The organism is Ralstonia sp. SA306, assembly GCF_054792405.1.
In genome coordinates, this window is record NZ_CP096452.1 from 1,635,085 (window position 1) to 1,657,611 (window position 22,527).

Sequence of the window (22,527 nt, forward strand, 5' to 3'; positions counted from 1 at the left end):
AGTGGCAGCCCAGGCGCCACAGGCGAGCCACGCTTTTTTCTTTCGCGCGACAACCCTCAAGCCACCAGCGGCATGAGCAACATCCGCGCAGCCAGTTCCTGTCGGAAGCCTTCCAACGCCCGCACGGCGGAATCGGCACCGCGCGCAGTGTTCTGCAAGCGGATGCCTTCCACCTGATGGATGCCCACCGTGGCAAACACATAACGCAGATACGGCATCAGAAAATCGGTCTGCGCGTGGGCGCCATCAAAGTTGCCGCCGGAGGCAGACACCACCAGCACCGAACGATCGGTCAGCATGCCCACTTTGCCCGTCGGCGTGCGCCGGAACGTGCGTTCGGGCCGCACCACCAAGTCGATCCACGCCTTCAACGCCGAAGGCACTGTGTAGTTGTGCACCGGCGTGGAGATCAGCACGGCATCCGCCGCTTCCAGTTCGCCGATCAGCGTTTCCGACAACGCAAGCGCTGCGCGGTGCGCTGCAGTGCGGTCGGCATCGGGCATGAGGCTGGCCTCGACAAAGCCGGCGTCGGGATGCGGCAGCGGTGTCGCCGCCAGGTCGCGCTCGATGATGCGCAGGCCACCGACGGCTTCGGCCAATTGTGCAATCACCAATTTCGCGCCACGCCGGCTGTGCGAGCGATCGTCGCGCGGGCTCACGGTCACATGTAGCAGTGTCGTCATCGGGACGCTCCACGTTGCGTGTTCATGCCAAAGCGCAAGGCACCTGCGAGCAGCCCGTTGCGATAGTAGAAGCGATGGCCGAGCACGTTGGACAGCGGCGTGTCGAGCACGAGCCGTGCACAGCCCAGGCGCTCGGCTTCAACCTTGAGGTGGTCCATCAGCACGTTGCCGAGGCCGCTGCTGCGCAGGTTGGCATCGGTCACCAGATCGTCGACATACAGGAACGAACCGTAGACGAGATTCTCCTGCTGCCGATAACCCGCCAGCGCAACTGGCACGCCATCGCGCCAGACGGCGATGAGGCGATAGCCGTCTTCCACCTGCCGGCGCCAGCGCGCGGCCAGCTCGTCGGCGTCGGCAAGATGCGGCCGCAGTTGATGCATGACGGGAAAGCACGCACGCAACGCGGCTTCGTCTTCGATGGGGCGGATGGTGTCCATGGTCATGCTTCCTCTGCGGCCACGGCGGCGGGCACCTGCGGCGCAAAGCGCATCGCAACGGCAATACGGTTCCACGCCTGGATGTTAGCGACGGCGGCCGTGAGGAACGCGACTTCCGTCCTGGAGAAATGCTCAAGCACGGCGTCGTATTCGCCATCTTCCACGCCGTGGTCGGAGGCGCGGGCCAGCGTGGTCAGCGCTTCCGTCCACGCCAGCGCGGCACGCTCGCGCGGCGTAAACACCGCCGGCGTGTCGCGCCAGACCGCCACCAGATCGAGCTTGGCCGGCACCACGCGCAGCTTGCGCGCCAGGTTCAGATGGAATTGCACACAGAACGCGCAGCCGTTGATTTGCGAAGCGCGCAGCTTGACGAGTTCGGTCAGCGGCTTTTCCAGCCCTGAGGCATCGACTGCCTTGCCGAGCGCCTGCAACGCCGGCGCCACACCGACGACGGTATCGACAAATTCCGAGTAATCCATGCGAGGGGAGAGATCTTCCATGTCTGGCTCCTGTTGAGGGGTCCGGGTTGGAGGAATGGTAATATCAGTGCTCGAACATCATATTCGAACTCTTACATCATGAGCAAGCGCACCCCTGCCGCCGGCAAGGAAAACGACACGCCACGCAACTTGCCCGCCATCCCCGAGCCCGGACAGGGCAAGCGCGGTGAAGAAGGCTATCTCGGCTACCTGTTGCGCCAGGCCAGCGCCGCCCACCGGCTACGCATGGAGCGCGCCATGGCCGATGTAGGCGTCACCCTCCCGCAATTCCTAGTGCTCACGATGCTCCGCGCCTACCCCGGCATCTCGAACGCCGACCTCGCCCGGCTGACCATGCTGACGCCCCAGACGGTGAGCGTGATCGTTACCAACCTGGAGCGTAGCGGCGCTATCACGCGCCGGCCCCACGCCGTGCACGGCCGTATCCAGCACATCGACGTCACACCGGAAGGATCGGCCCTGCTTGCCGCGTGCAGAGAACGCTCGGGCGGCATCGAGCAGGACTTGCTGGAAGGGTTCTCGCCCAAGGAAGAAGAGGTCGTGCGGCGTTGGCTCGTACACGTCGCAAGACTCGGTAGCGACAAACCCGCCCCCTGATCCGCGCGTCTTTTTTCTCCGCTGTCCTTGACTTCTGGATCGCCGCCACTATCATGCGATGTATCTTAAGATATATCTGATGATGCTCTTCAGGAGAATGGCAATGCGCGGATGGTTTGGACATCACCACAAAATGTGGATTCAAAAACACTTCATGATGGGTCGCCATGGCCATGGCGGACACGGTTTCGGGCGAGGCATGGGCGGCTTTGGCGGCCCCGGGGGCTACGGCGAAGGCGATGACGAAGGCGGCAGCCCGTGGCGCGGCCGCCGGCTCAGCTCGGCCGACCTGCAGCTCGTGCTGCTGGCGATGCTCAAGGGCACGCCCCGCCACGGCTATGAATTGATCAAGGCGGTGGAAGAGCATTCGCTCGGCTTCTACACGCCAAGCCCGGGCATGGTGTACCCAGCGCTGTCGTATCTGGAAGACCACGGTTTTGCTTCCGTCACGGTCGAAGGCAACAAGAAGCGCTACGGCATCACGCCCGACGGCGAAACATGGCTGGCCGAACGCCAGCACAGCGCCGATGCCATCCTCGCGCAACTGCGCGCCATGGGCGAGCGTATGAAGCGCATGAACGAAGCCATGGCGTTCGACCGCGAAACCGACAACGCCGCCGAATGGACGGACACAGGGCACGACCCGTTACGCACGGCGCGCTGGCGCCTGAAGTTCGCTCTCATGGAAAAACGCTTCGCCTCGCGCGAAGAACAGCAGCGCGTGGCAGACATCCTGCTACGCGCTTTGAAGGAAATTACCGGCGAGCGGTAAGCAGCAAGCAGCAGCCGTTCAGCCGCCCGGGGGACGTTTCGTCGTCCGGGCCACCGCCTCGGTCCCCGGGTCACAGCCTCGGGCCACTTCGCAGCCATCTATGTTTGCCTTCAATCGCACACAAGGTCTCATGTCGCAGCTGCTCAGTTCTGTCAAACCCGCCACACGCCGCATGCGTGTGCGCGCCATCCATACGCTGTCCCCGCGCATGCGCCGCGTCGTGTTTACCGGCGTAGCCGCTGCGGATCTCGCCGATCTGGCGGGTGCTGCACCGGGCGCAGCCATCAAGCTGATGTTTCCGCACGATGCCGCAGGCACCGGGCGCACGCTGGGGCGCGCTTACACCATCCGCCGCTATCACGCGGCGCGCGATGAACTCGAAATCGATTTTGTTGTGCACGACGAAACGCCCGCCGCGCAGCACGGCCCTGCCGCACGCTGGCTCGAACACGCCGCCCCCGGCGATGAAGTGGAATTTGCCGGCCCCAAGCGCGGCTTCCGTGCCGACCCTGCTGCACCGTGGACGCTGCTCATCGGCGATGAAACTGCGTTGCCCGCCATCTTCGCGATTCTGGAAACCTTGCCCGCGCACGCGCAGGTGCTGACCTATATCGCCATTGGCGACGCCCGCGCCAGACTGCCCCTGGAAGGCGCCTTGGCCGGGCACCCGCGCAGCCGCAGCATCCATTGGGTGGAGAGCGATACGGCGCACGCCGGCGCCATGATGGTCGGCGCACTCAGTGCCCAATCCATGCCGACCGGCACGCCACAGGTGTTCCTGGCCGGCGAGGCGTCCTTGCTCAAGCAGGTCCGCACGCTGCTCGAAGGCGCCTGGGCGGTGCCCCGCGACGCCATCGACGCCAAGGGCTACTGGACGGCCGGGCTCTCGCGCGAAGAACGCAAGGCGGCCGAGGCGCGTTGATCTTCGCGTCGCCTCAGGTGGCAACTTCTGCACCGGGCGTGGCACCCCGCACCCAATCGCGCAGCAGGCGCTGCCCGTAAAGCAGCGCCGCGTCCATCGCTTCGCGCGGCGAGCCAAACGTGCATCCGGGCCGCACCGGTTGCGAGCCAGACAACGATTGCCCTTCCGCGCCGCGGAACACCACCTCGACACGCGCCTCCCAGCCCCGCCCGCCGGCGGGAACCACACGCGGGACGATCTCGACGTCTCCACAGATCTTGTGCACCTCGTTCCTCCGTCTGCAGCGCCTGAACGGCGCATTGCCAGCGACGTAGCAACGGCCATGCCCATCTAGGCAGGGCCTTGTGATTTGATCGAGATCAACTGCCGGCGCCCACATCACCTTTAGCCCGTCGCCGGTGTGCCGATGCAAAGGAGGACAGCGCGTCTCTCGCGCCCTTCCTTCCGTCCATCTGCGCCCACGAAGCGCGGCACAACCATGCGCAAGAATCTGCCGGTCACCCAAGCCGAAACCGCCCTCAACCCGACGGACTACCTCATCTCCCGCACCGATCTCAAAGGCCGCATCGTCTTCGCCAACCCGGCGTTCGTGCGCATCAGCGGCTATTTGCTGGAGGAGCTGGTGGGTGCGCCGCATAACCTCGTGCGCCACCCTGACATGCCCGAAGCCGCCTTCGCCGACTTGTGGGCCACGCTGCAAGCCGGCAAGCCGTGGCGCGGCTTCGTCAAGAACCGGCGCAAGGACGGCGGCTTCTACTGGGTGCTGGCCAACGTGACGCCGGTGTTTCAGAACAATGCGGTGGTCGGCTATACGTCCGTGCGTTCGATGGCCACGCCTGCGCAAATCGCGCGCGCGCAACGCGCCTATACCGCCATCAACGAAGGCGACACGTCGTACACCGTGCGCGCAGGCCGCATTCTGCGCACAGGCTGGCGGCGCGCAGCGAATCTGTTCCAGCGCGACAGCCTGCGCTTCAAGGTGATCGGCCTGCAAACGCTGATTGCGTCGGCCATCCTGATCGGTACGCTGTGGGCGCATATCGCGCTGGAAGCAGCCGATCTGCATGGCGCGGCGTGGCTCGTTTTCAGCCGCGACTGGCTATGGCTCACCGGCGTGGGTTGCGCCGGACTGGCGACGATGTCAGGTGTGTTGCTTGCGCGCACGCTCATCCGCCCGCTGGAAGAAGCCGCCATGCTGGCCACGCGCCTGGCAGCCGGCGATCTGACCACCGTGGTTGAAGCCCGCTCCAGCGACGAGTTGGGCGAAGTCATGCGCGCCATGGCCACCATGCGCGCGAGTCTGTCGTCCATCGTGCGCGACATCCAAGACGGTGCCGCCAGCGTCGCACACAGCACGCTGCAGATTTCGGCCGGCAACCATGACCTCTCTGCCCGCACCGAGCAGCAAGCCGCCGCGCTGGAAGAAACCGCATCGAGCATGGAAGAGCTGACGTCGATGGTCGCGCAGAATGCCGACCACGCCCGTGCGGCCAGCGCCCTTGCCGAGGAGGCCTCCACGATCGCGGCCGACGGCGGCCAGGTCGTGCAGCGCGTCGTACACACCATGGACGCCATCCGGGCCGACAGCCAGCGTGTAACCGAGATCATTGCCACCATCGAGAGCATCGCGTTCCAGACCAACATCCTTGCGCTCAACGCGGCGGTGGAAGCTGCCCGCGCGGGCGAAGAAGGTCGCGGCTTTGCGGTTGTGGCGGGCGAGGTGCGCAGCCTCGCGCAACGCAGCGCCCAGGCTGCAGCGCAGAGCAAGGAGATCATCCGCGCATCCGATCAATCCGTGCGCGACGGCGTGGATCTGGTTCACAAGGCCGGGGCGACCATGACGCAGATCGTGCAATCCGTGCAGACCGTCACGCAGCTCATGTCGGAAATCTCGGCCAGCTCGCGCGAGCAGAGTAGCGGCATTGCGCAGATCAACGCGTCGGTTTCGCAGCTCGATGGGGTGACGCAGCAGAACGCCACGCTGGTGGAAGAAGCTGCGGCGGCCACGTCGGTGCTGGCGCGCCAATCGGAAGATCTGAAGCACGCCATCGCGGTGTTCCGCGCGTAGCGCCGCCGCGGGTGCGGGGCCTTACAGCGTGAAGCGCGTGTCGCGTTCCAGGAGTGCCGTCACCGCCTCTGGCAACAGCGGCTCGCTGAAGTAATAACCCTGCAGCACGTCGCATTGGTGTGACGTCAGGAAGGCAGACTGCGCGGCATCTTCCACGCCTTCCGCGCACACCTTTACGCCCAGGTTGTGCGCGAGCACCACGACCGTCGTGCAGATGGCGGCATCGTTGGAATCGCGGTCGATGTCCTTGACGAACGCGCGGTCGATCTTGATGAGGTCGATCGGCAAGCGCTTCAAATAGGCCAGGCTCGAATAGCCCGTGCCGAAGTCGTCGATGGCAATGCGCACGCCAAGCTGGCGAATGGCCGTGAGGTCTTCGATGGTGCGCTCGGTGCCCTCCATCAGCATCGACTCCGTCACTTCCAGTTCAAGGAAGCCCGAGCCGAGGCCGTATTGGCGCTGGAGCTTGAGCAGTGTCGGCAGCACGGTGCCGCGCTTGAACTGCAACGGCGACACGTTCACTGCCAGCGTCAGGTCATCGGCCAGGCCGCGTTTGTGCCACTCGGCGCGCTGCTGCGCAGCCTCGGTCAAGACCCAGTTGCCGATCTCGACAATCAGCCCGCTCTCTTCGGCCACCGGAATGAACGCCGCCGGCGGCAGCAACCCCCGCGTCGGATGAATCCAGCGGATCAACGCTTCCAGCCCGCACACGCGGCCCGTCTTGGTGTCGATCTGCGGCTGATACAGCAAGCGGAACTGGCCCTGCTCGAGTGCCGCCCGAATCTGGTGTTCCAGGTTCAGCCGGTACGACACGCCGATGTCCATCTCGGGCGCGAAGAACTCCAGGCGGTTACGGCCGTTCTGCTTGGCGTAATACATCGCCATCTCGGCGTGGCGGATGAGGCTATCGGCGTCTGCGCCGTGCGCCGGGTATTCGGCCACGCCAATACTTGCGGTCACGAACACCTCGTGCCCTTCCACGCGCACCGGCTCGGCAAACAGGTCAAAACCGAAATCGACACCGCGCGAACCCGCGTGCGAGATCACCAGTGCAAACACGTCGCCGCCAAAACGCGCCACGGTGTCCACCGTATCGGCGGCATCGCGCAGGCGCTCGGCCACACGGCGCAGCACCTCGTCGCCCAGCAGGTGGCCAAGGCTGTCGTTGACGACCTTGAAACGGTCAATGTTGACCAGCGCCACATAGAAGCGGCTTCGCTGGCGCGCGGCCATCTCCACCGACTGCTGCACGCGATCGGCCAGCAGCGTGCGGTTGGGCAGGCCCGTGAGCGAATCGATGGTGGCGTGCTGCGCCAGGCGCGTGCGCGTCATCTCTTGCTCCGTCACGTCGTCCTGAATGCCGACGTAATGCGTGACCGCACCTTTGGCATCGCGCACCGGCGAGAGCAGGAAGTTGTTCAGGAACGCGTGGCCGTCCTTGCGGAAATTACGCAGCAGCACGCGGATCTCGCTCTCGTCACGCAGGGCGGCACGCACTTCGTTGAGCGCAGGCTGCCCCGGCTCGGACGAATGCAAGAAGCGTGCATTGCGGCCCAGCACTTCTTCTGCGCGATAGCCCGTCATGCGCTCGAAGCCCGGGTTCACGTACACGATCGGAAGGTCGGGCTGCTGCGCGTCGGCCACGGTAATGCCGGACGGCACCGATTCGACCACGCGGCGCAGCAGCCGCAGTTGCTCGTCGGAATCGCGCCGCTCGGTGATGTCCTGCATGGTGCCGAACAAGGCGACCACCTCATCGCGATCATTGCGCTCGATGTTGCCGCGCGAGAGCACCCAGCGGTGCTCGCCGTCGCGGCGGATCATCTCCAGGTCCAGCGAGTACGGTTCGCCTTCAGTCACGGCGCGGCTGGCGGCTTCACGCAGGCGGTTATAGCTGTCGGCGGTAAAGAACTGCGCCTGCTGCGCAAAGGCCGGGGGCGTGCCCAGCGGCATGCCAGTCAACACATACATGCCCGACGACCACGTGGTCGAGTCGCGCAGCACGTCCCAGCGCCAACTGCCCAGAAGCGCAATCTGCTCCGCCACGCGCAGGTTCGCTTCGCTGCTGCGCAGTTCCTGCTCAATGGCCGAGCGCTGCGAGATGTCGGTCACCCCGCCGACCATGCGCACGGCGCGGCCAGCCTGGTCTCGATACAGGCTCGCACGAATTTCCACCGTGCGCGTGGCGCGGTTGGCATCGATCACGCGGCAGACGTGCTGCCAGCTGTCGCGGTCTGAATTCAGCACGGCGCGCAGCTCGTGACCGAAGGCATCGACGTCGTCCGGGTGTACGAACTGGTGGAAGGTCAGCGTGCGCGAGGTACCTCCACCGGTGCCGTCGTCGTCGCCCCGGCTCAGCAGCGCGTCGCTGCCAAGCAGCCGATGCAGGCTGGCGTTGGCCCAGGACTCGCCCGTGGCGATATCCCAGTCGAAGATCCAGTCATTGGTGGCACGCGCCACGCGCTGGAAGCGTTCGGTCAGGCGGTGGACGGTGGCGTCGTGGCGCTGGATGGAGGCACGCATTTCGTTGAAGGTGCGCTCAAGCAGCGAGAGTTCATCGCGCGAGGTGCCGTGCTCGGGCACGCTGGCAGAAAAATCACCCGTTGCGTAGTGGCGCGCCGCATCCACGAGCGCATCGATGCGCGGCATGACCATCCGCCGCAGCGCCATCTGGATCAGCGCCAGCAGCATCACGACCATCAGCAAGATGGCGCCGCCGCCGGCCAGTGTCACGTCGCGCTGCTGGCGAACGATGTCGGTTGCGTCCACGCCGCGCACGATGCGCAAATGCCCGCCGGCCGCATGCGGCACCACCATGGCGGCGTAGGCGCGGCGCACGCCGTCCGTGTCGTCCACCAGCAGGGGTTCGCCCGGCTGTTGGGCCGCGGCAGCCACCAGCGGCCCGCGCATGATGGCCGGCACCTCGGCAGCCGCCAGGGCACCGTGGTTCGACAACACGTTGCCCTCGGCATCCACCAGATAGACGGGCGCTTCCGGCATGCCATCAACGGCCGCCGCAATCAGCGCACTCTGCCGCACCGCCGCGTACGCCACGCCGCGGATGGCGCCGTCGCTGCCTGCCATCGGCCGCGCCGAAATCAAGACGGCTTGGCTGGAGGCGCGTCCGGTCACGAACGTCGACAGAGACGGCCGGCCCGTCGCCATGATCTCGTTGATATACGGTCGGTCAGACAGATCGATGCCAAGCTTCGCCGTGTCGGGTGTGCATACCAGCTTGCGACGCGCATCGATGATGCCGAGGTTCGCGAGTTCGCTCTGGTTATGGAAGACGCGGTTGACGAAACTGCTGCACTCTTTCTGCTCCATGCGCAGCGCCGAATCGTCGGCCAGCAGCACCGACAGGAGCGTGTTGGCGTTGGACAGCACCATGCCGACGCGCGCAGCGGCGGCCTCGGTTTCGTGGGTCAGGTGCTGTGCGAGGTGATCATTGAGCCGGTCACGGTAAAGCGCCACACCGGCAATCGCCACGACGATGGCCGGCAAGGCGGCCACCGCAGCCAGGGCAAGCAAGCGGCCGCGCAGCGTGGTGGGAAAGAAAGCGTGCTTCGGCACTTGAATGACCGGTAGAGCCTATATGGAGAGCGAATGCACTCTGCGGTTGCACGATGCGCGGCTCAAGGACCATCCCTCCGGCGCACGATGCAGTTGCGGCATCGTGCCGGCTGACGGCTGACGCAGTGCGCGAGCATTTTGCTTGCAATTCCTATCGCACGCAACTTGTGGATAGTCTGTAGGTGACCCGGCCGCAAATCGGCGTGGCAGGCGGCACGAAGCGTCATAACCGTGGGTGCGATGTGGCGCCCGGAGCACCGTTGCCGCTACCCTGGATCGGAGGCGTTGCGAGCCCGCTGTCATCGCGTCGGCAGTCTTTGGCGCAGATCGCCCAACTGGGCAGATGCCAATAGAAAAAGCCACCGGATAGCGGTATCCGGTGGCTTCAAGAATACGCTTTGAACGGGGAAGTTCAGCGCAGTTGAAGGATAGGCAATGGTCCCCGTTCAGGCCAATACCCAGGATAGGGTAATTTAGGAAAAACCCTGCATGGGCAGCGGTTTTGGCCAGCGCACCCGTTGCGCGTGTGCCTTCTGCGCAACGCCCGACTCCGTAACAACCCGTCCTCCGAAATATCCATCCTGGCGACCGGGTGCCGCAGCCCGTGACGCGGGTTGTTGCGTTATAATGAAAACGATTCGCATTTAGCCTCATTGCATTTACCACGTTACGTTAGCGATCACGCACGATGCGCCTTTCCGAGCTTTCCCGCCGGGCGACGGCGGTGGTGGATCACGTTGAAGACCGTGAATCCGCCGATCCCATCAGCCAACGCCTGCGCGAACTCGGGTTCGTGACGGGCGAAGAGGTCCGCGTGGTGGCCGTCGGCCCGTTCGGCGGCGATCCGCTCGTCGTGCAGGTCGGCTTTACCCGCTTTGCGCTACGTCGCCAGGAGGCCGCCCGCGTGCGTGTGCGCGCCGAATCCGCCACGCAGCCCGCCGCCGCCATTGCCGCCCCCGAAACCGCGCCACCCGCAAAGGTGCGCGAGGCGGCATAGCCCGCCTCCCATTGCTGCCGCTTTCCGGCTCCGCTTATCCGGCTCCATGCAGATGCAAGCTTCTTCCTCCTCCGCTTCCACACCCGCATTGCGCGTTGCCCTGGTCGGCAACCCCAACTGCGGCAAAACGGCGCTATTCAACCTGCTGACGGGCAGCCGTCAGAAGGTCGCCAACTATGCGGGCGTGACGGTCGAGCGCAAGGAAGGCCGCTTTACCTCGCCGTCGGGCCGGTATGTGCAGATCCTCGATCTGCCCGGCGCCTACAGCCTGATCGCCACCAGCCCGGACGAAGCCATTACGCGCGATATCTGCCTCGGCACGTTCCGTGGTGAGTCCCGCCCCGACCTGCTGATCTGCGTGGTCGACGCCACCAACCTGCGGCTGCACCTGCGCTTCGTTCTGGAGCTGCAACGCCTGGGCTTGCCCATGGTGCTAGCCCTGAACATGGTGGATGCGGCCGAGCGGCGCGGCATCCGCATCGACCGTGCCAAGCTGGAAGCCGCGCTGGGCGTGCCGGTGGTGCAAACCGTGGCCATCAAACGCAACGGCGCAGCCGACCTCGTCGCGCATATCGATCACGAACAACTGCCGGCCGTGCCGGTTGGGCTGCCGGCCGACGCCGATCCGCACGTCGAAGTGAAGCGCCTGCTCGATACCGCCGTCACCATGCCGCGCAGCACGGCCGAGCTGGACGACCGGCTCGACCGCATCGTGCTGCACCCGGTACTGGGCCTGGTGCTGCTGGCGGTGCTGATGTTCCTGATGTTCCAGGCGGTGTTCTCGTGGGCGCAGCCGCTCATGGACGGCATCCAGGGCGCTGTGGAAGCCGTTGGCGTGTGGGTCGGCAACGTCATGCCCGACGGCATGCTCAAGAGCCTGCTGGTGAACGGCATCATCGCCGGCACGGGCAGCGTGCTGGTGTTCCTGCCGCAGATCCTGATCCTGTTCCTCTTCATCCTCTCGCTGGAGGAATCGGGCTATCTGCCACGCGCGGCCTTCCTGCTCGACAGGTTGATGGCGGGCGCGGGGCTGTCGGGCCGCTCGTTCATTCCGCTGCTGTCGAGCTTTGCGTGCGCAATCCCGGGCGTGATGGCCACGCGCACGATTCAGGACCCGCGCGACCGGCTGGTGACGATTCTCGTTGCGCCGCTGATGACGTGCTCGGCGCGGCTGCCTGTGTATGCGCTGCTGATCGGTGCGTTCATCCCGGTACGGCAGGTGTGGGGCCTGTTCAATTTGCAGGGGCTGGTGCTGTTCGGGCTGTATATGGCGGGCATCGTATCGGCACTGGTCGTGGCCTACGTGCTCAAGTATCTGAAGCGCGATCGCAACGAGCACCCGCTCATTCTCGAACTGCCGTCGTACCGGCTGCCCAGCGCGCGCAACCTGATCGTCGGCCTGATCGAACGTGCACGCATTTTCTTGCGCCGCATCGGCACGGTCATCCTGAAGATGATGGTGGTGCTGTGGTTCCTCTCGACGTTCCCCTCGCCGCCGGCCAACGCCACGCTGCCAGCCATCGATTACAGCTTTGCGGGGATGATCGGCCGCGCGCTCGAAGTCGTGTTCGCGCCAATTGGCTTCACGTGGCAGATGTGTATTGCGCTGATTCCCGGCATGGCTGCACGTGAAGTGGCCGTGGGCGCGTTGGCGACGGTGTACTCGCTCTCGGCCACGCATGAAGATGCGGCTGCGCAACTGGCGCCGATCATCTCCCAGCAATGGTCGCTGGCCACGGCGCTGGCCTTCCTGGCGTGGTACGTCTACGCGCCCCAGTGCATCTCGACGCTGGCCACCATCCGCCGCGAGACCAACTCGTGGAAGGTCATGGCGGGCACCGCCGGTTACCTCTTCGCGCTGGCCTACCTGGCCGCGTTTGCCACCTACCAGATCGCACGGGTGCTGACATGAGCATGTACCACGTTGTCGAAACCGGTGTTGTCGCCACGGTCGTGGCGCTGAGCGCCTTGTCGCTGACCGGCCGCTATGCGCCGGCAATGCGTGCCCGCACGGCCGCACGCGTGGCGGGCTGGTGTGATCGACCGTCGCGGCCGGGCTGGATGCGCGCCTTCGGGCAGCGGTTGCTCACGCCGGGCGAGTCGCCTTCGTGCCACTCCGATCCGCTTTCAGGCAGCGCATGCGGCAGCGGTTGCAGCGGTTGCGCATCGGGTGAGTCGTCATCATCCGCGGCGGTTGAACAGCCGATCCACTTCGTGCGGCGCAAATAACGGCCGACGCAACGTCACAACACCGACGGGCTCGCATGACGCGGGCCCGTTTTGTTTTTGTCCAGCGCAGGCGTAGACTGGTCCAAACCTGAACGGGGGACGCGTCATGACCGAAGAGTTGCTGGTCCAGTTGATTGCGGAAGTCGAGAAGGAAGACCCAGTGGATTTCGCCAACCTGCCCTTTGACGAGCAGATGTTGCGCGACCTGGTCTGCAAGCTGGTGTCGCGCCAGCTGACGCAAATGGAAGATGCCCACTTCAGCCAGGACGAGGTGATCGTGTCGCTCACGGCGAGCATCGCCAAGCTGGTACTCGAAAATCTTGTGCTGAATGCGCGCCTGCTGGCACAGCAGGGGCACGGTGAAAGCGCACGCGCGCTGCTGGAGCGGATCTCTCGCCAGGCGAAGGGATAAGCGACGCAGGTTACCGGGCCGGCACCACGTTGTACTGCGTGCGGGCGCGCGTCAGTAGGCGCTTGGCGACGGACAGACCGCGAATGGCGGCGTCATCGTCGTCGACCGGAAAATCAAACTCGGCGCTCCAGTTGCAGCCGGTGTGATCTGGGCGGTGAATGCACATCGCCCGTAGTTGGCACTGCGCGCATTCCGGATGTTGCTGGACGCAGCGGGCCAGCAAGGTCTTGAGTTCATGTTCGGACTTCAGACGGCGTTGCATCGGCATCTCCTGAATAACAGGGAGTTGGAACACCGAGCGCGCAGTGAGTTTCGCCATGATTCCGCCGATACTGTTTCAGCAAGTTACCGGATCACATCACGCGTTCAACCCAATCGCGCCGGACGCCCCCGCAACAGCCTGACACGCGGGGCATACGCCGTAGAGCGCCAGCGCGTGATCGCGCAGCACAAAGCCGCGCTCGTTGGCCACACGCTCCTGCCGCGACTCAATGGCGTCGTCGTGAAACTCCTCCACGCGGCCGCACGACAGGCAAATCAGGTGATCGTGATGCGCGCCCTCGTTCAGCTCATACACCGCATGGCCGGCCTCGAACGTATGGCGCAACAGCACGCCGGCGTCCACCAACTGATTGAGCACGCGATAGACCGTGGAGATGCCGACGTCGAGTTCCGACGTGAGCAACTGACGGTACACATCTTCTGCGCTCAGGTGGCGGCCGTGTTCCGTACCGGCGGTGAGGATTTCCAGAATCTTGACGCGCGGCGACGTGGCTTTGAGCCCCGCCCTGTGCAGGTCGGTCGAGTTTGGCATGGCGTTCGTTGGGGCGAGATTTGGGTACAGCAGGCGGGGCACTACAGCGGGCGAGAACCAGAAACGACCGGGCACCAAGCATGCAGGCCGGGTCGATGCGTTCCGAAAAAAAACGGCATGGCTGGCAGCCCGGAAAAGTCGCAGTCGGGAAAGCGGGGTCTGAGTGCTTTCCCGACTGTCGGGCGGCTTGCTACTGCCAAACGCTCTGTGTGTCAGAGCGGTCCCCACAAAAGATCGGTTGCCGGGCGCCGGCCCATGAAGCAGCGAGCACACGCAGCGAAATTCAGTTCGATGTGCTGTGCCTTGGGGGATGTGCCCTGGGGGCAGATCCATCGGCTGCAGCGCCGTCGATGGACACACTATAAATGCGAATGATTCGCATTACAAGGGTTTTCTTTGCGAACTGTTGAAGACCCCGATCCGAGTGCGGCTACCCGGCAGCGCAAGTGGCATCACAGGGGCCCGATAGCGCGGGCGTAGCCGCCTACTCCCTCAATGCTGACGGTCTGGCGTATCAGGCGTTTGCTGACTGCAGGCGTACGGCATCGACCTGACTGCCATTCAGCAGATGGGCGTGCTGCTGGTCATGTTGGTTGCAAGCAAAGGGCTGCGTGGACGTTGAGAGATGCCCTCCCCGGCAACAATTCACCTGCGCCTCCGCAAGTCAGCGCGGCCTCCAAGAAGAACAATGAGACCAGATTGATTGTCGGTTTGTCCTTCGAACTGCAGATGGCTAACGTACGGGACGACTAGGCGGCCAATTGACTAAGCGCCCGGTTGAACGCGCCCGGGTTGGCGATGTTCATGCCATGCGACGCCCCGGCGATGGTTTGACGCTCAGCCTGTGGAATCCACGCATGGAGTTTGTCGACGGTGTTCCGGAACATGCGCGGGCTCTTTTGCCCGTCGATCAGCAACGTACGGCACTGGATTTCGCTGGCCGCCTCAGGCGTATAGGCGGGTAGTGGATCACGCAGCTGCTTGGGCAGCGTGAGCGCATTGTCCAGCGCCATCCTGCGGAAGCTCTGCGTGCTCTTGCCCCAGAAGCCGGGCATGGTGACCGAGTCCACAAACAGGTTCAGGCCTGCGTCAAATTCACCCTGTTCGATCAGGTCGGCAGCTTGTGCTCTCAATGCCTGGACCGCGGGCGGCAAGGCGCCAGTGGCTGCTTGCGGCGCTGCCTGCAACGGGCCACCCGGATCGGCCAGCGTGAGCGTCTTCACCAGGTGCGGGTACTGCCGCGCCAGATGGAACGCAACGCAACCGCCGCGCGAATGGCCAACCAGGTGCACCGGGCCCAGCCCGAGCGCTTCGATGAACTCTGCCATCTCAACAACGTGCGCTTCCCAGCTGAAATCGCCGTGACCGAATGCGTGGGTTTCCGGCCAATAGTGGCCCAGGCTGGGCGCGAAGCAGCGGAACTGCTTCGACAGCGCGGCAAGCTGCGGATCCCAATAGCGGTAATCGCACAACGACCCGTGAACAAAGACCATCGGCTCGCCGCTTCCGGCTTCCACGTAGGGCACTGAGGTGCCCGAGGCGGTGGCAGCAAAAGCGGGTTGTGGCCATACACCGGCAAGAGCCAGCGTCGTCAGGGGCGTTCGCGCATTCATTGTTGAAACTCCGTTTTCCCGAGACTTTGCTGCACCGCAATTGAAAAGAAAATCGCATAATATTGATGGAATCTTTCAGTTTTTCTGATACATCCACGCAAGCGAGCGCGCATGAGTACCGAGATGAAAGCCCTGGACGTCGACGTTCTCATCATGATCGTCGCCGTTGCCGACACAGGCACGATCAGCCGGGCGGCAGATCTCGTGCACCGCTCGCAATCAGCCGTAAGCATGCAGATCAAGACGCTGGAATCGGCGCTCGGAAAGGCGCTGTTCGTGCGCAAGCCGCGTAGCGTGATACCAACACAAGACGGCGAGGTGCTGCTGGCGTATGCGCGCCGGATCATTGCGCTGCGTGATGAAGCCTGGGCAGCGGTCGTGCGGCCGGACGTGACGGGCCGGGTGGTGATCGGTGTGCCGGACGACTACGCGTCGTCGCTGTTCCCGCCGATTCTCAAGAAATTCTCGGCCAGCTATCCGAAGGTCGAGATCCAGGTGATCGGCTTGCCCAGCGTGGCGTTGGCGCCGATGTTGCGTGATGGCACGGTGGACCTCGTCTGCGCCACACGCGTCAAAGGGCTGACCGGCGAATTTTTGCGGCACGAGCCGATGGTGTGGGCAGCGGGCCCGGGGGCGACGGAAATCTGGCGTGAGCGGCCATTGCCCATAGCGGTGTTTCTGCCGGGAAGCGTCGCGCGGGAAAAAGCGATTCGCAGTCTCGAGCGCGCGAAGATCGCCTACCGGACTTCGTATGAAAGCCCGAGCCTGCTGGGCTTGCTGACGATGGCCCGCGCGGGCCTTGCCATCACCCCATTGGCGCGATGTGCCGTGCCCTCCGACTTTACGTTGCTCGGATCCACGCACGGCCTGCCTGAGATCGGTACGTTGGAGATCGTCTTGGCGCGTAGCGTCACTTCCAACCGTCAACCCTGCGATTTCCTGGCCGAGCGGATTGTGGCTGAGCTAACTGCGTGAGCCGGCTTCGATAACCTTCGCGTGACTGATCGGGAAATCGCTCGCTTTTGAAACAACGGCGGCTAGTTCGGTGAATCTCAGGGCGCAAGTTCAGCCCGAGCGCGACGGGCCTGCCAAGCTTCGTAAAGGCCCCGCTCGCCCGTTGGCCTGGACGGATGCAGTTGCAGTTCACCGTCCGCCGGCGCGCGACGCATTTCGGCATACAAGGCGGCGGTCGACATACCGAAAGGCTCGCCGTCTTCGTTGGAATACGCAAAGTACGCCGTGCGAATGCCGCAGCGGTGCATGGCCGCAAAACACATCGGGCACGGATGGCCGCTGGCGTACATCACCGCACCGCGCAAGTCGGGCGTGGCCAGCGCCTGGCTTGCCTGGCGGATGGCCTGCATTTCGGCATGCGCTGTGGGGTCATTGGTGGCGAGCACCTCGTTCACGGCACGGGCCACGATCTTGCCGTCGCGCACCAACACAGCCCCAAACGGCAGCCCGCCGGCGCTGACGTTATCGCGCGCAAGCTCCACTGCCTCACGCATGTATGGCTCATCGGACATCGGGTTCTCCGCAGACGAAATTGCGGGTCGATTATGGTTGCGCCCCTAAACATGTTGAAATTAAATAATGGAATGAGATTCAGTGGGTTTTCAAATGATTGATCTTGTGTTGCTGCGCAGCTTTGTCACGGTGGTCGATACAGGCAACTTCACGCGTGCGGCCGAGCATTTGCACTTGACGCAATCGACTGTCAGCCAGCAGATCCTGCGGCTCGAGCAGCAGTTGGACTGCCGCCTGCTTGACCGCAGCCAACGCCAGGTGTTGCCGACGGAAGAAGGCGACCGCCTGCTTGGCTACGCACGCCGTCTGCTGCGCCTGGCCAACGAAGCGAGCGAGGCGCTCAGCCCCGAACACACCGGCGGCGTGCTGCGCCTGGGCGTGCCGGAAGACCTCGGCAGCGGCGCGCTGATGCCGCTCATTGCCAGCTTTGCGCGCGAGCGCCCGCGCCTGCGTCTGGAAGTAGAAAGCGGCCTCTCCCACCACCTGCTGCGCCTGTACCGCAATGGCGATCTCGACATGCTGCTCGTCAAGCAATGGGGCACCGATAGCGATTGCCATGCGCGCTGGGCTGAACCGGTTTGCTGGATCGACAGCGCCGAGCGGCCGCACACGCTGCCGCTCGGGCCATCGCAACCTGCGTTGCCGCTGGTGGTGTTTCCGGTGGGCGCGCTGTATCGGCAGGAGATGCTGCACGCGCTGGAATCGATCGGCCAGCCGTGGCGTATCACGTATTCAAGCCCGAGCCTGGCGAGCTTGTGTGCGGCTGTCAGCGCGGGGTTGGGCGTGAGCCTGCTGCCGGCCAGCACCGTGCAGGCCGGACATCGCGTGCTCGGCGCTGCCGATGGTTTTCCGGAGATCGGCGGGCTGGAGCTGGCGCTTTTTGCGCGACCCGACCTCGACAGCGCGGGGCGCGCGTTGCGCGATCGCCTTGTCGACATGTGCTCCGCGCGCGCGCAGGTGCTGCAGTCCGCGGCCGACTGAGCGCCAAAGCGCCCAAGAAAAAAGCCGGACCCGCTGATCGCGAAGTCCGGCTTTGTACAGCGTGGTTCAGCCTGGATCAGGCCTCAAGCAGCTTCGGCCAGCGGCACGCGGATCAGATGATCGAACGCCGACAGTGCGGCCTTCGCGCCATCGCCGGTGGCGATGATGATCTGCTTGTACGGCGTCGTGGTCGCATCCCCTGCCGCAAACACACCTTCCGCACTGGTCTGGCCACGCGCATCGACGACGATCTCGCCAAAGCGGTTGCGCTCAAGCGCCCCATCCAGCCACTCGGTGTTGGGCACCAGGCCGATCTGCACGAACACGCCTTCGAGCGCGACCGTGTGCTCGACGCCATCCACGCGGCTCTTGTAGCGCAGGCCGTTGACCTTCTGGCCGTCACCGGTGATCTCGGTGGTCTGCGCATTGGTCACGATGGTCGCGTTCGGCAGGCTTTGCAGCTTGCGCACCAGCACGGCATCGGCCTTCAGCTCGCTGGCGAATTCCAGCAGCGTGACGTGGCTCACGAGGCCGGCCAGGTCGATGGCCGCTTCCACACCCGAGTTGCCACCGCCGATCACGGCCACGCGCTTGCCCTTGAACAGCGGGCCATCGCAGTGCGGGCAATAGGCCACGCCCTTGTTCTTGTATTCCTGCTCGCCCGGCACGTTCACGTTGCGCCAGCGGGCGCCGGTCGACAGGATGACCGAGCGGCCCTTGAGCACCGCGCCGTTGGCCAGCGTCACCTCGGCAAAGCCGCCCGGCTTGTCCGCCGGCGTGAGCTTGACCGCGCGCTGCGTGTTCATGATGTCGACCTCGTACTGGCGCACGTGCTGCTCCAGCGCGGCGGCAAACTTCGGCCCTTCGGTCTCCTGCACGGAGATGAAGTTTTCAATGCCCAGCGTGTCGAGCACCTGACCGCCAAAACGCTCAGCCACCACGCCGGTGCGAACGCCCTTGCGCGCCGCGTACACGGCAGCCGCCGCACCTGCCGGGCCACCGCCGACGATCAGCACGTCAAACGCTTCCTTGGCGGCAAGCTTTTCAGCGTCCCGTGCGGCAGCGCCGGTGTCGATCTTGGCGAGGATTTCTTCCACGCCCATGCGGCCCGTGCCGAAGGTCTCGCCGTTCAGGAACACGGTCGGCACGGCCATGATCTGGCGCGCCTCGATTTCGCCCTGATACAGCGCGCCGTCAATGGCGACGTGCTGGATGCGCGGGTTGATCACGGACATCACGTTCAACGCCTGAACCACATCCGGGCAGTTCTGGCACGTGAGCGACATGTAGGTCTCGAAGCGGAAATCCCCTTCGATATTGCGAATCTGTTCGATGACGTCGGCTTCGAGCTTGGGCGCATAGCCGCCCACTTGCAGCAGCGCCAGCACGAGAGAGGTGAACTCGTGACCGGTCGGGATGGCGGCAAAACGCACGCTCACATCGGCGCCGGTGCGACGGATCAGGAACGACGGCGCACGCTCGGCGGCGTCACGTTGTTCGGTCAGCACGATCATGCTGGACTGCTCGGCCACGTCGCGCAGCAGGTCGATCATGTCGCGGGAGCCCTCGCTGTCATCGACGTTGGCGACCAGCTCAATGGGCTGCACGAGGCGTTCGAGGTAGGCCTTCAGTTGGGCCTTGACATCAGCATCCAGCATGACGACTTCCTTTGTATTCGTTGAATCCGTGTCCGGACAAATCAGTGGGCGCGGCACATGCCTGCGCCCTTAAGCAAACGGCCGGCAGAGCCGGCCGTTTTTTCCGCTGCATTTCTGCAGCAACAGCCTTTACAACTTAGATCTTGCCGACCAGGTCGAGCGACGGCTTGATCGTCTTGGCGCCCTCGTTCCACTTGGCCGGGCACACGTTGCCCGGGTTGTTGGCGACGAACTGGGCAGCCTTGAGCTTGCGCAGGGTTTCCTTCACGTCACGGGCAATGGCGTTGTCGTGCACTTCCATCGTCTTGATCACGCCTTGCGGGTCGATCACGAACGTGCCGCGCAGTGCCAGGCCTTCTTCCGGAATGTGCACGCCGAAGGCGTTGGTCAGTTGGTGCGTCGGGTCACCCACCAGCGGGAACTGGGCCTTGCCCACGGCCGGCGACGTTTCGTGCCACACCTTGTGCGAGAAGTGCGTGTCGGTCGTGACGATGTAGACCTCGGCGCCAGCCTTCTGGAATTCTGCGTAGTTGTCCGCAGCGTCTTCCACTTCGGTCGGGCAGTTGAAGGTGAATGCGGCCGGCATGAAGATCAGCACGGACCACTTGCCCTTGAGCGACTCATCCGTGACTTCGATGAACTTGCCGTTGTGGAACGCTTGGGCCTTGAACGGTTGGACTTGAGTATTGATCAGCGACATAGTGGTTTTCGGTTGGGTTGCTTGGTTGACAACGGAGTGGATCGTATCGTCGATCGATGCATTGCACAAGTTGATTGATATGATTTTATCGATTGTTTTTTTCTATCACATGGGCAGCCGAGCGCCTACGGCCTGAGGCGCCATCCGTCCTAAGCGGGCACCTGCGTGCATAGACGAAATTACATAGCGCACCCGCAGGTTGCACACCCCGCACGTGCTCTCGCAACGCGCACATCACGTACAGCCAAGGCGGGGCGGGCCAAGACTACAGCCTTGTCAGCGTCTGTCTGACTGGCATAGGTCTTGCGCGAAGAGGTCGATCGAAAACCTCCGCCGCGCATCGGCGCCGTCCACTGCTCATGCAGCTGGCCCACGGCCCGGCAGGCAAATTCCTCCGGGAGCATGACCTTGTCGCTGAACGTTCTCTTTGTCGCTTCTGAAGCTGTGCCGCTGGCCAAGACCGGCGGGCTTGGAGATATGGTCGGGGCCTGCGCAAACGCATTGCGGCGCGCCGGCATGAAAGTGACGGTGATGCTGCCGGGCTATCCCGACGCCATCACGCAGTTGCAGCACACGCGCACCGTGTGCGAATGGACCGACCTGCCGGGCGGCCGCGCCCGCCTGCTGAGTGGCCGCATGGGCACCCAGGGCATCCCGGTGCTCCTGTTTGACGCGCCGGCGCTGTTCGCGCGGCCCGGCAACCCTTATCTCGATGACCACGGCGAGCCCTACGAAGACAACGCGCTGCGCTTTGCGGCGTTCAGCCAGGCCGCAGCACGCGTTTCCGGCGGTGTGCCCGGGGTGCATCGCTTTGACATCGTGCAGGCGCATGACTGGCATGCGGGGCTGGTGCCGCTGTTCGTCAAGCGTGCGCAAGTGCCGGTGAAGACCGTCTTCACGATCCATAACCTCGCGTTCCAGGGCAATTTCCCGATGCACGTGGTGCCGGACATTGGCGTGCCGCCCGATGCGGCGCACGAAGCCGAATTCTGGGGCCAGTTCAGCTTCCTGAAGGCCGGCCTGCTGTGGGCCGATCGCATCACCACGGTGAGCCACGCGTATGCGCGCGAAATCCTGACCGACACCGCGGGTTGCGGCATGCAGGACCTGCTGCGCGCACGTCAGCAAGACCTCGTCGCCATCCTCAACGGCATCGACAACGACGTGTGGAACCCGTCGAAAGACCCGCTGCTTCCGCAGCCGTTTGTTGCCGCCAACCTGAGCGGCAAGCACACCGCCAAGCGCGTACTGCAGCAGCGCTTCGGGCTGCCGGAAGACGCCAAGGCGCCACTGCTGGCCGTGGGCAGCCGCCTGACGCATCAGAAGATGGCCGACGTGACGTTGCAGGCGCTGCCCCAGTTGCTGGAATCCAACCCGCAATTGCAGGTGGCCGTGCTCGGCTGCGGTGAACACGCCTACGAGACCGGCATGGCCGAACTGGCAGCGCGCTATCCGCGCCAAGTGGCCACGAAGATCGGCTACACCGAGGCCTATGCCCACCTGCTGCACGCCGGCGCCGACATCCTGCTGCATGGCAGCCGCTTCGAGCCGTGCGGCCTGACGCCGCTCTATTCGATGCGTTACGGCACGGTGCCGGTCGCGTCGCGCGTGGGGGGGCTGATGGACACGATCACCGACCACGGTTCGCCCGAAGCTGCGTTGCACGGCGCGACGGGCTTCCTGTTCGACGGCGACACCGCCGACGCCATGGTGGCCGCGGTGGAGCGTGCGCTGCGCGTCTTCGCCCAGCCGCAGGCGTGGCGCATCCTGCAATACAACGGCATGACGACCGACTTCGGCTGGTCGCAGGCCTCACGCGAATACATCGCGCTGTACCGCAACCTCGTGCCGGCCGCCACGCCCATGCCTGCCGTGGCGCTTGCACAGACGCCCGTCGCACCCGACGCGCTGCATACGCCCCGACCCGACCAACCTGTGCGTACGCCGGCGCGGCGACGCTCGACGGCACTGTCCGACGAGATCCGAGCGCACGCGGTGGCGCGCGCCGCCAGTGCCGAGAAGATCCGTGCCTGACCGCGCC

General features: G+C 64.6%; 22 protein-coding genes. 11 read left to right on the top strand and 11 right to left on the bottom strand.

The features are described 5' to 3' along the window. Nucleotides 1-56 precede the first annotated feature (56 nt). The 3 genes from M1D44_RS23890 to M1D44_RS23900 are packed head-to-tail and all read right to left on the bottom strand — an operon-like array spanning nt 57 to nt 1,623. The gene (locus tag M1D44_RS23890) at nt 57-683 is read right to left on the bottom strand and encodes an FMN-dependent NADH-azoreductase (RefSeq protein ID WP_024978297.1); all 627 of its coding nucleotides are present in this window, start codon (nt 681-683) and stop codon (nt 57-59) included. Beyond that, a complete protein-coding gene (locus tag M1D44_RS23895) occupies nt 680-1,129 on the bottom strand; it encodes a GNAT family N-acetyltransferase (RefSeq protein ID WP_112188565.1) in 450 nt (149 codons plus the stop codon). The genes M1D44_RS23890 and M1D44_RS23895 overlap by 4 nt, the downstream gene beginning before the upstream one ends. Then, on the bottom strand, nt 1,126-1,623 hold the full coding sequence (locus tag M1D44_RS23900; RefSeq protein WP_024978295.1) for a carboxymuconolactone decarboxylase family protein: 498 nt from the start codon (nt 1,621-1,623) through the stop codon (nt 1,126-1,128). The genes M1D44_RS23895 and M1D44_RS23900 overlap by 4 nt, the downstream gene beginning before the upstream one ends. Nucleotides 1,624-1,701: 78 nt before the next feature. Here M1D44_RS23900 and M1D44_RS23905 point away from each other — a divergent pair, with 78 nt between their 5' ends. From M1D44_RS23905 to M1D44_RS23915, 3 genes are all read left to right on the top strand, one after another. Beyond that, the gene (locus M1D44_RS23905; protein WP_112188567.1) at nt 1,702-2,220 is read left to right on the top strand and encodes a MarR family winged helix-turn-helix transcriptional regulator; all 519 of its coding nucleotides are present in this window, start codon (nt 1,702-1,704) and stop codon (nt 2,218-2,220) included. A gap of 103 nt (nt 2,221-2,323) precedes the next feature. After that, nucleotides 2,324-2,992, top strand: coding sequence for a PadR family transcriptional regulator (locus M1D44_RS23910; protein ID WP_024978293.1), 669 nt, complete (start codon nt 2,324-2,326; stop codon nt 2,990-2,992). Between the two features lie 100 nt (nt 2,993-3,092). Continuing rightward, complete coding sequence (locus M1D44_RS23915; protein WP_024978292.1) at nt 3,093-3,914, top strand: siderophore-interacting protein; 822 nt, start codon at nt 3,093-3,095, stop codon at nt 3,912-3,914. Nucleotides 3,915-3,927: 13 nt separating this feature from the next. On the opposite strand, the gene M1D44_RS23920 is transcribed toward M1D44_RS23915, so the two are convergent. Beyond that, on the bottom strand, nt 3,928-4,179 hold the full coding sequence (locus M1D44_RS23920; RefSeq protein WP_024978291.1) for a hypothetical protein: 252 nt from the start codon (nt 4,177-4,179) through the stop codon (nt 3,928-3,930). Nucleotides 4,180-4,392: 213 nt separating this feature from the next. Between M1D44_RS23920 and M1D44_RS23925 the strand changes: the two genes are divergently transcribed. Beyond that, nucleotides 4,393-5,982, top strand: coding sequence for a methyl-accepting chemotaxis protein (locus M1D44_RS23925; protein WP_112188572.1), 1,590 nt, complete (start codon nt 4,393-4,395; stop codon nt 5,980-5,982). 21 nt (nt 5,983-6,003) lie between these two features. On the opposite strand, the gene M1D44_RS23930 is transcribed toward M1D44_RS23925, so the two are convergent. Then, the gene (locus M1D44_RS23930) at nt 6,004-9,555 is read right to left on the bottom strand and encodes a bifunctional diguanylate cyclase/phosphodiesterase (protein WP_112188574.1); all 3,552 of its coding nucleotides are present in this window, start codon (nt 9,553-9,555) and stop codon (nt 6,004-6,006) included. Between the two features lie 688 nt (nt 9,556-10,243). Between M1D44_RS23930 and M1D44_RS23935 the strand changes: the two genes are divergently transcribed. From M1D44_RS23935 to M1D44_RS23950, 4 genes are all read left to right on the top strand, one after another. Then, the gene (locus M1D44_RS23935) at nt 10,244-10,552 is read left to right on the top strand and encodes a FeoA family protein (RefSeq protein ID WP_024978288.1); all 309 of its coding nucleotides are present in this window, start codon (nt 10,244-10,246) and stop codon (nt 10,550-10,552) included. Between the two features lie 46 nt (nt 10,553-10,598). Then, a complete protein-coding gene (feoB, locus tag M1D44_RS23940; RefSeq protein WP_316852593.1) occupies nt 10,599-12,464 on the top strand; it encodes a ferrous iron transport protein B in 1,866 nt (621 codons plus the stop codon). Then, complete coding sequence (locus tag M1D44_RS23945) at nt 12,461-12,781, top strand: DUF6587 family protein (protein ID WP_024978286.1); 321 nt, start codon at nt 12,461-12,463, stop codon at nt 12,779-12,781. The genes feoB and M1D44_RS23945 overlap by 4 nt, the downstream gene beginning before the upstream one ends. A gap of 106 nt (nt 12,782-12,887) precedes the next feature. Further along, nucleotides 12,888-13,193, top strand: coding sequence for a hypothetical protein (locus M1D44_RS23950; RefSeq protein ID WP_024978285.1), 306 nt, complete (start codon nt 12,888-12,890; stop codon nt 13,191-13,193). Nucleotides 13,194-13,203: 10 nt separating this feature from the next. Here M1D44_RS23950 and M1D44_RS23955 read toward each other — a convergent pair whose 3' ends face one another. The 3 genes from M1D44_RS23955 to M1D44_RS23965 form a co-directional block, all read right to left on the bottom strand. Next, the gene (locus M1D44_RS23955) at nt 13,204-13,455 is read right to left on the bottom strand and encodes a hypothetical protein (protein ID WP_316852594.1); all 252 of its coding nucleotides are present in this window, start codon (nt 13,453-13,455) and stop codon (nt 13,204-13,206) included. Nucleotides 13,456-13,551: 96 nt separating this feature from the next. Beyond that, nucleotides 13,552-14,007 (bottom strand): ferric iron uptake transcriptional regulator, encoded by a 456-nt coding sequence (gene fur, locus M1D44_RS23960; protein ID WP_316852595.1) that lies wholly within the window; start codon nt 14,005-14,007, stop codon nt 13,552-13,554. 749 nt (nt 14,008-14,756) lie between these two features. Further along, nucleotides 14,757-15,620 carry an alpha/beta fold hydrolase gene (locus M1D44_RS23965; protein ID WP_316683357.1) on the bottom strand — a complete coding sequence of 288 codons (864 nt, stop codon included), beginning with the start codon at nt 15,618-15,620 and terminating at the stop codon, nt 14,757-14,759. A gap of 123 nt (nt 15,621-15,743) precedes the next feature. Here M1D44_RS23965 and M1D44_RS23970 point away from each other — a divergent pair, with 123 nt between their 5' ends. Next, nucleotides 15,744-16,595 carry a LysR substrate-binding domain-containing protein gene (locus M1D44_RS23970; RefSeq protein ID WP_316683358.1) on the top strand — a complete coding sequence of 284 codons (852 nt, stop codon included), beginning with the start codon at nt 15,744-15,746 and terminating at the stop codon, nt 16,593-16,595. A gap of 77 nt (nt 16,596-16,672) precedes the next feature. On the opposite strand, the gene M1D44_RS23975 is transcribed toward M1D44_RS23970, so the two are convergent. Further along, nucleotides 16,673-17,146, bottom strand: coding sequence for a nucleoside deaminase (locus tag M1D44_RS23975; RefSeq protein ID WP_316683359.1), 474 nt, complete (start codon nt 17,144-17,146; stop codon nt 16,673-16,675). Between the two features lie 94 nt (nt 17,147-17,240). On the opposite strand from M1D44_RS23975, the gene M1D44_RS23980 reads away from it, so the two are divergent. Further along, nucleotides 17,241-18,128, top strand: a complete 888-nt coding sequence (locus M1D44_RS23980) for a LysR family transcriptional regulator (protein WP_024978279.1) — start codon at nt 17,241-17,243, stop codon at nt 18,126-18,128. An 83-nt stretch (nt 18,129-18,211) separates the two neighbouring features. Here the strand turns inward: M1D44_RS23980 and ahpF are convergent, their stop codons facing one another. Together ahpF and ahpC are read right to left on the bottom strand one after the other, a co-directional pair. Further along, entirely contained in the window at nt 18,212-19,786 is a 1,575-nt protein-coding gene (gene ahpF / locus M1D44_RS23985) for an alkyl hydroperoxide reductase subunit F (protein WP_316852596.1), read from the bottom strand. Between the two features lie 136 nt (nt 19,787-19,922). Further along, the gene (gene ahpC, locus M1D44_RS23990) at nt 19,923-20,486 is read right to left on the bottom strand and encodes an alkyl hydroperoxide reductase subunit C (protein WP_024978277.1); all 564 of its coding nucleotides are present in this window, start codon (nt 20,484-20,486) and stop codon (nt 19,923-19,925) included. 402 nt (nt 20,487-20,888) lie between these two features. Between ahpC and glgA the strand changes: the two genes are divergently transcribed. Next, nucleotides 20,889-22,520, top strand: coding sequence for a glycogen synthase GlgA (glgA, locus tag M1D44_RS23995; protein ID WP_316683362.1), 1,632 nt, complete (start codon nt 20,889-20,891; stop codon nt 22,518-22,520). Nucleotides 22,521-22,527: the final 7 nt, after the last annotated feature.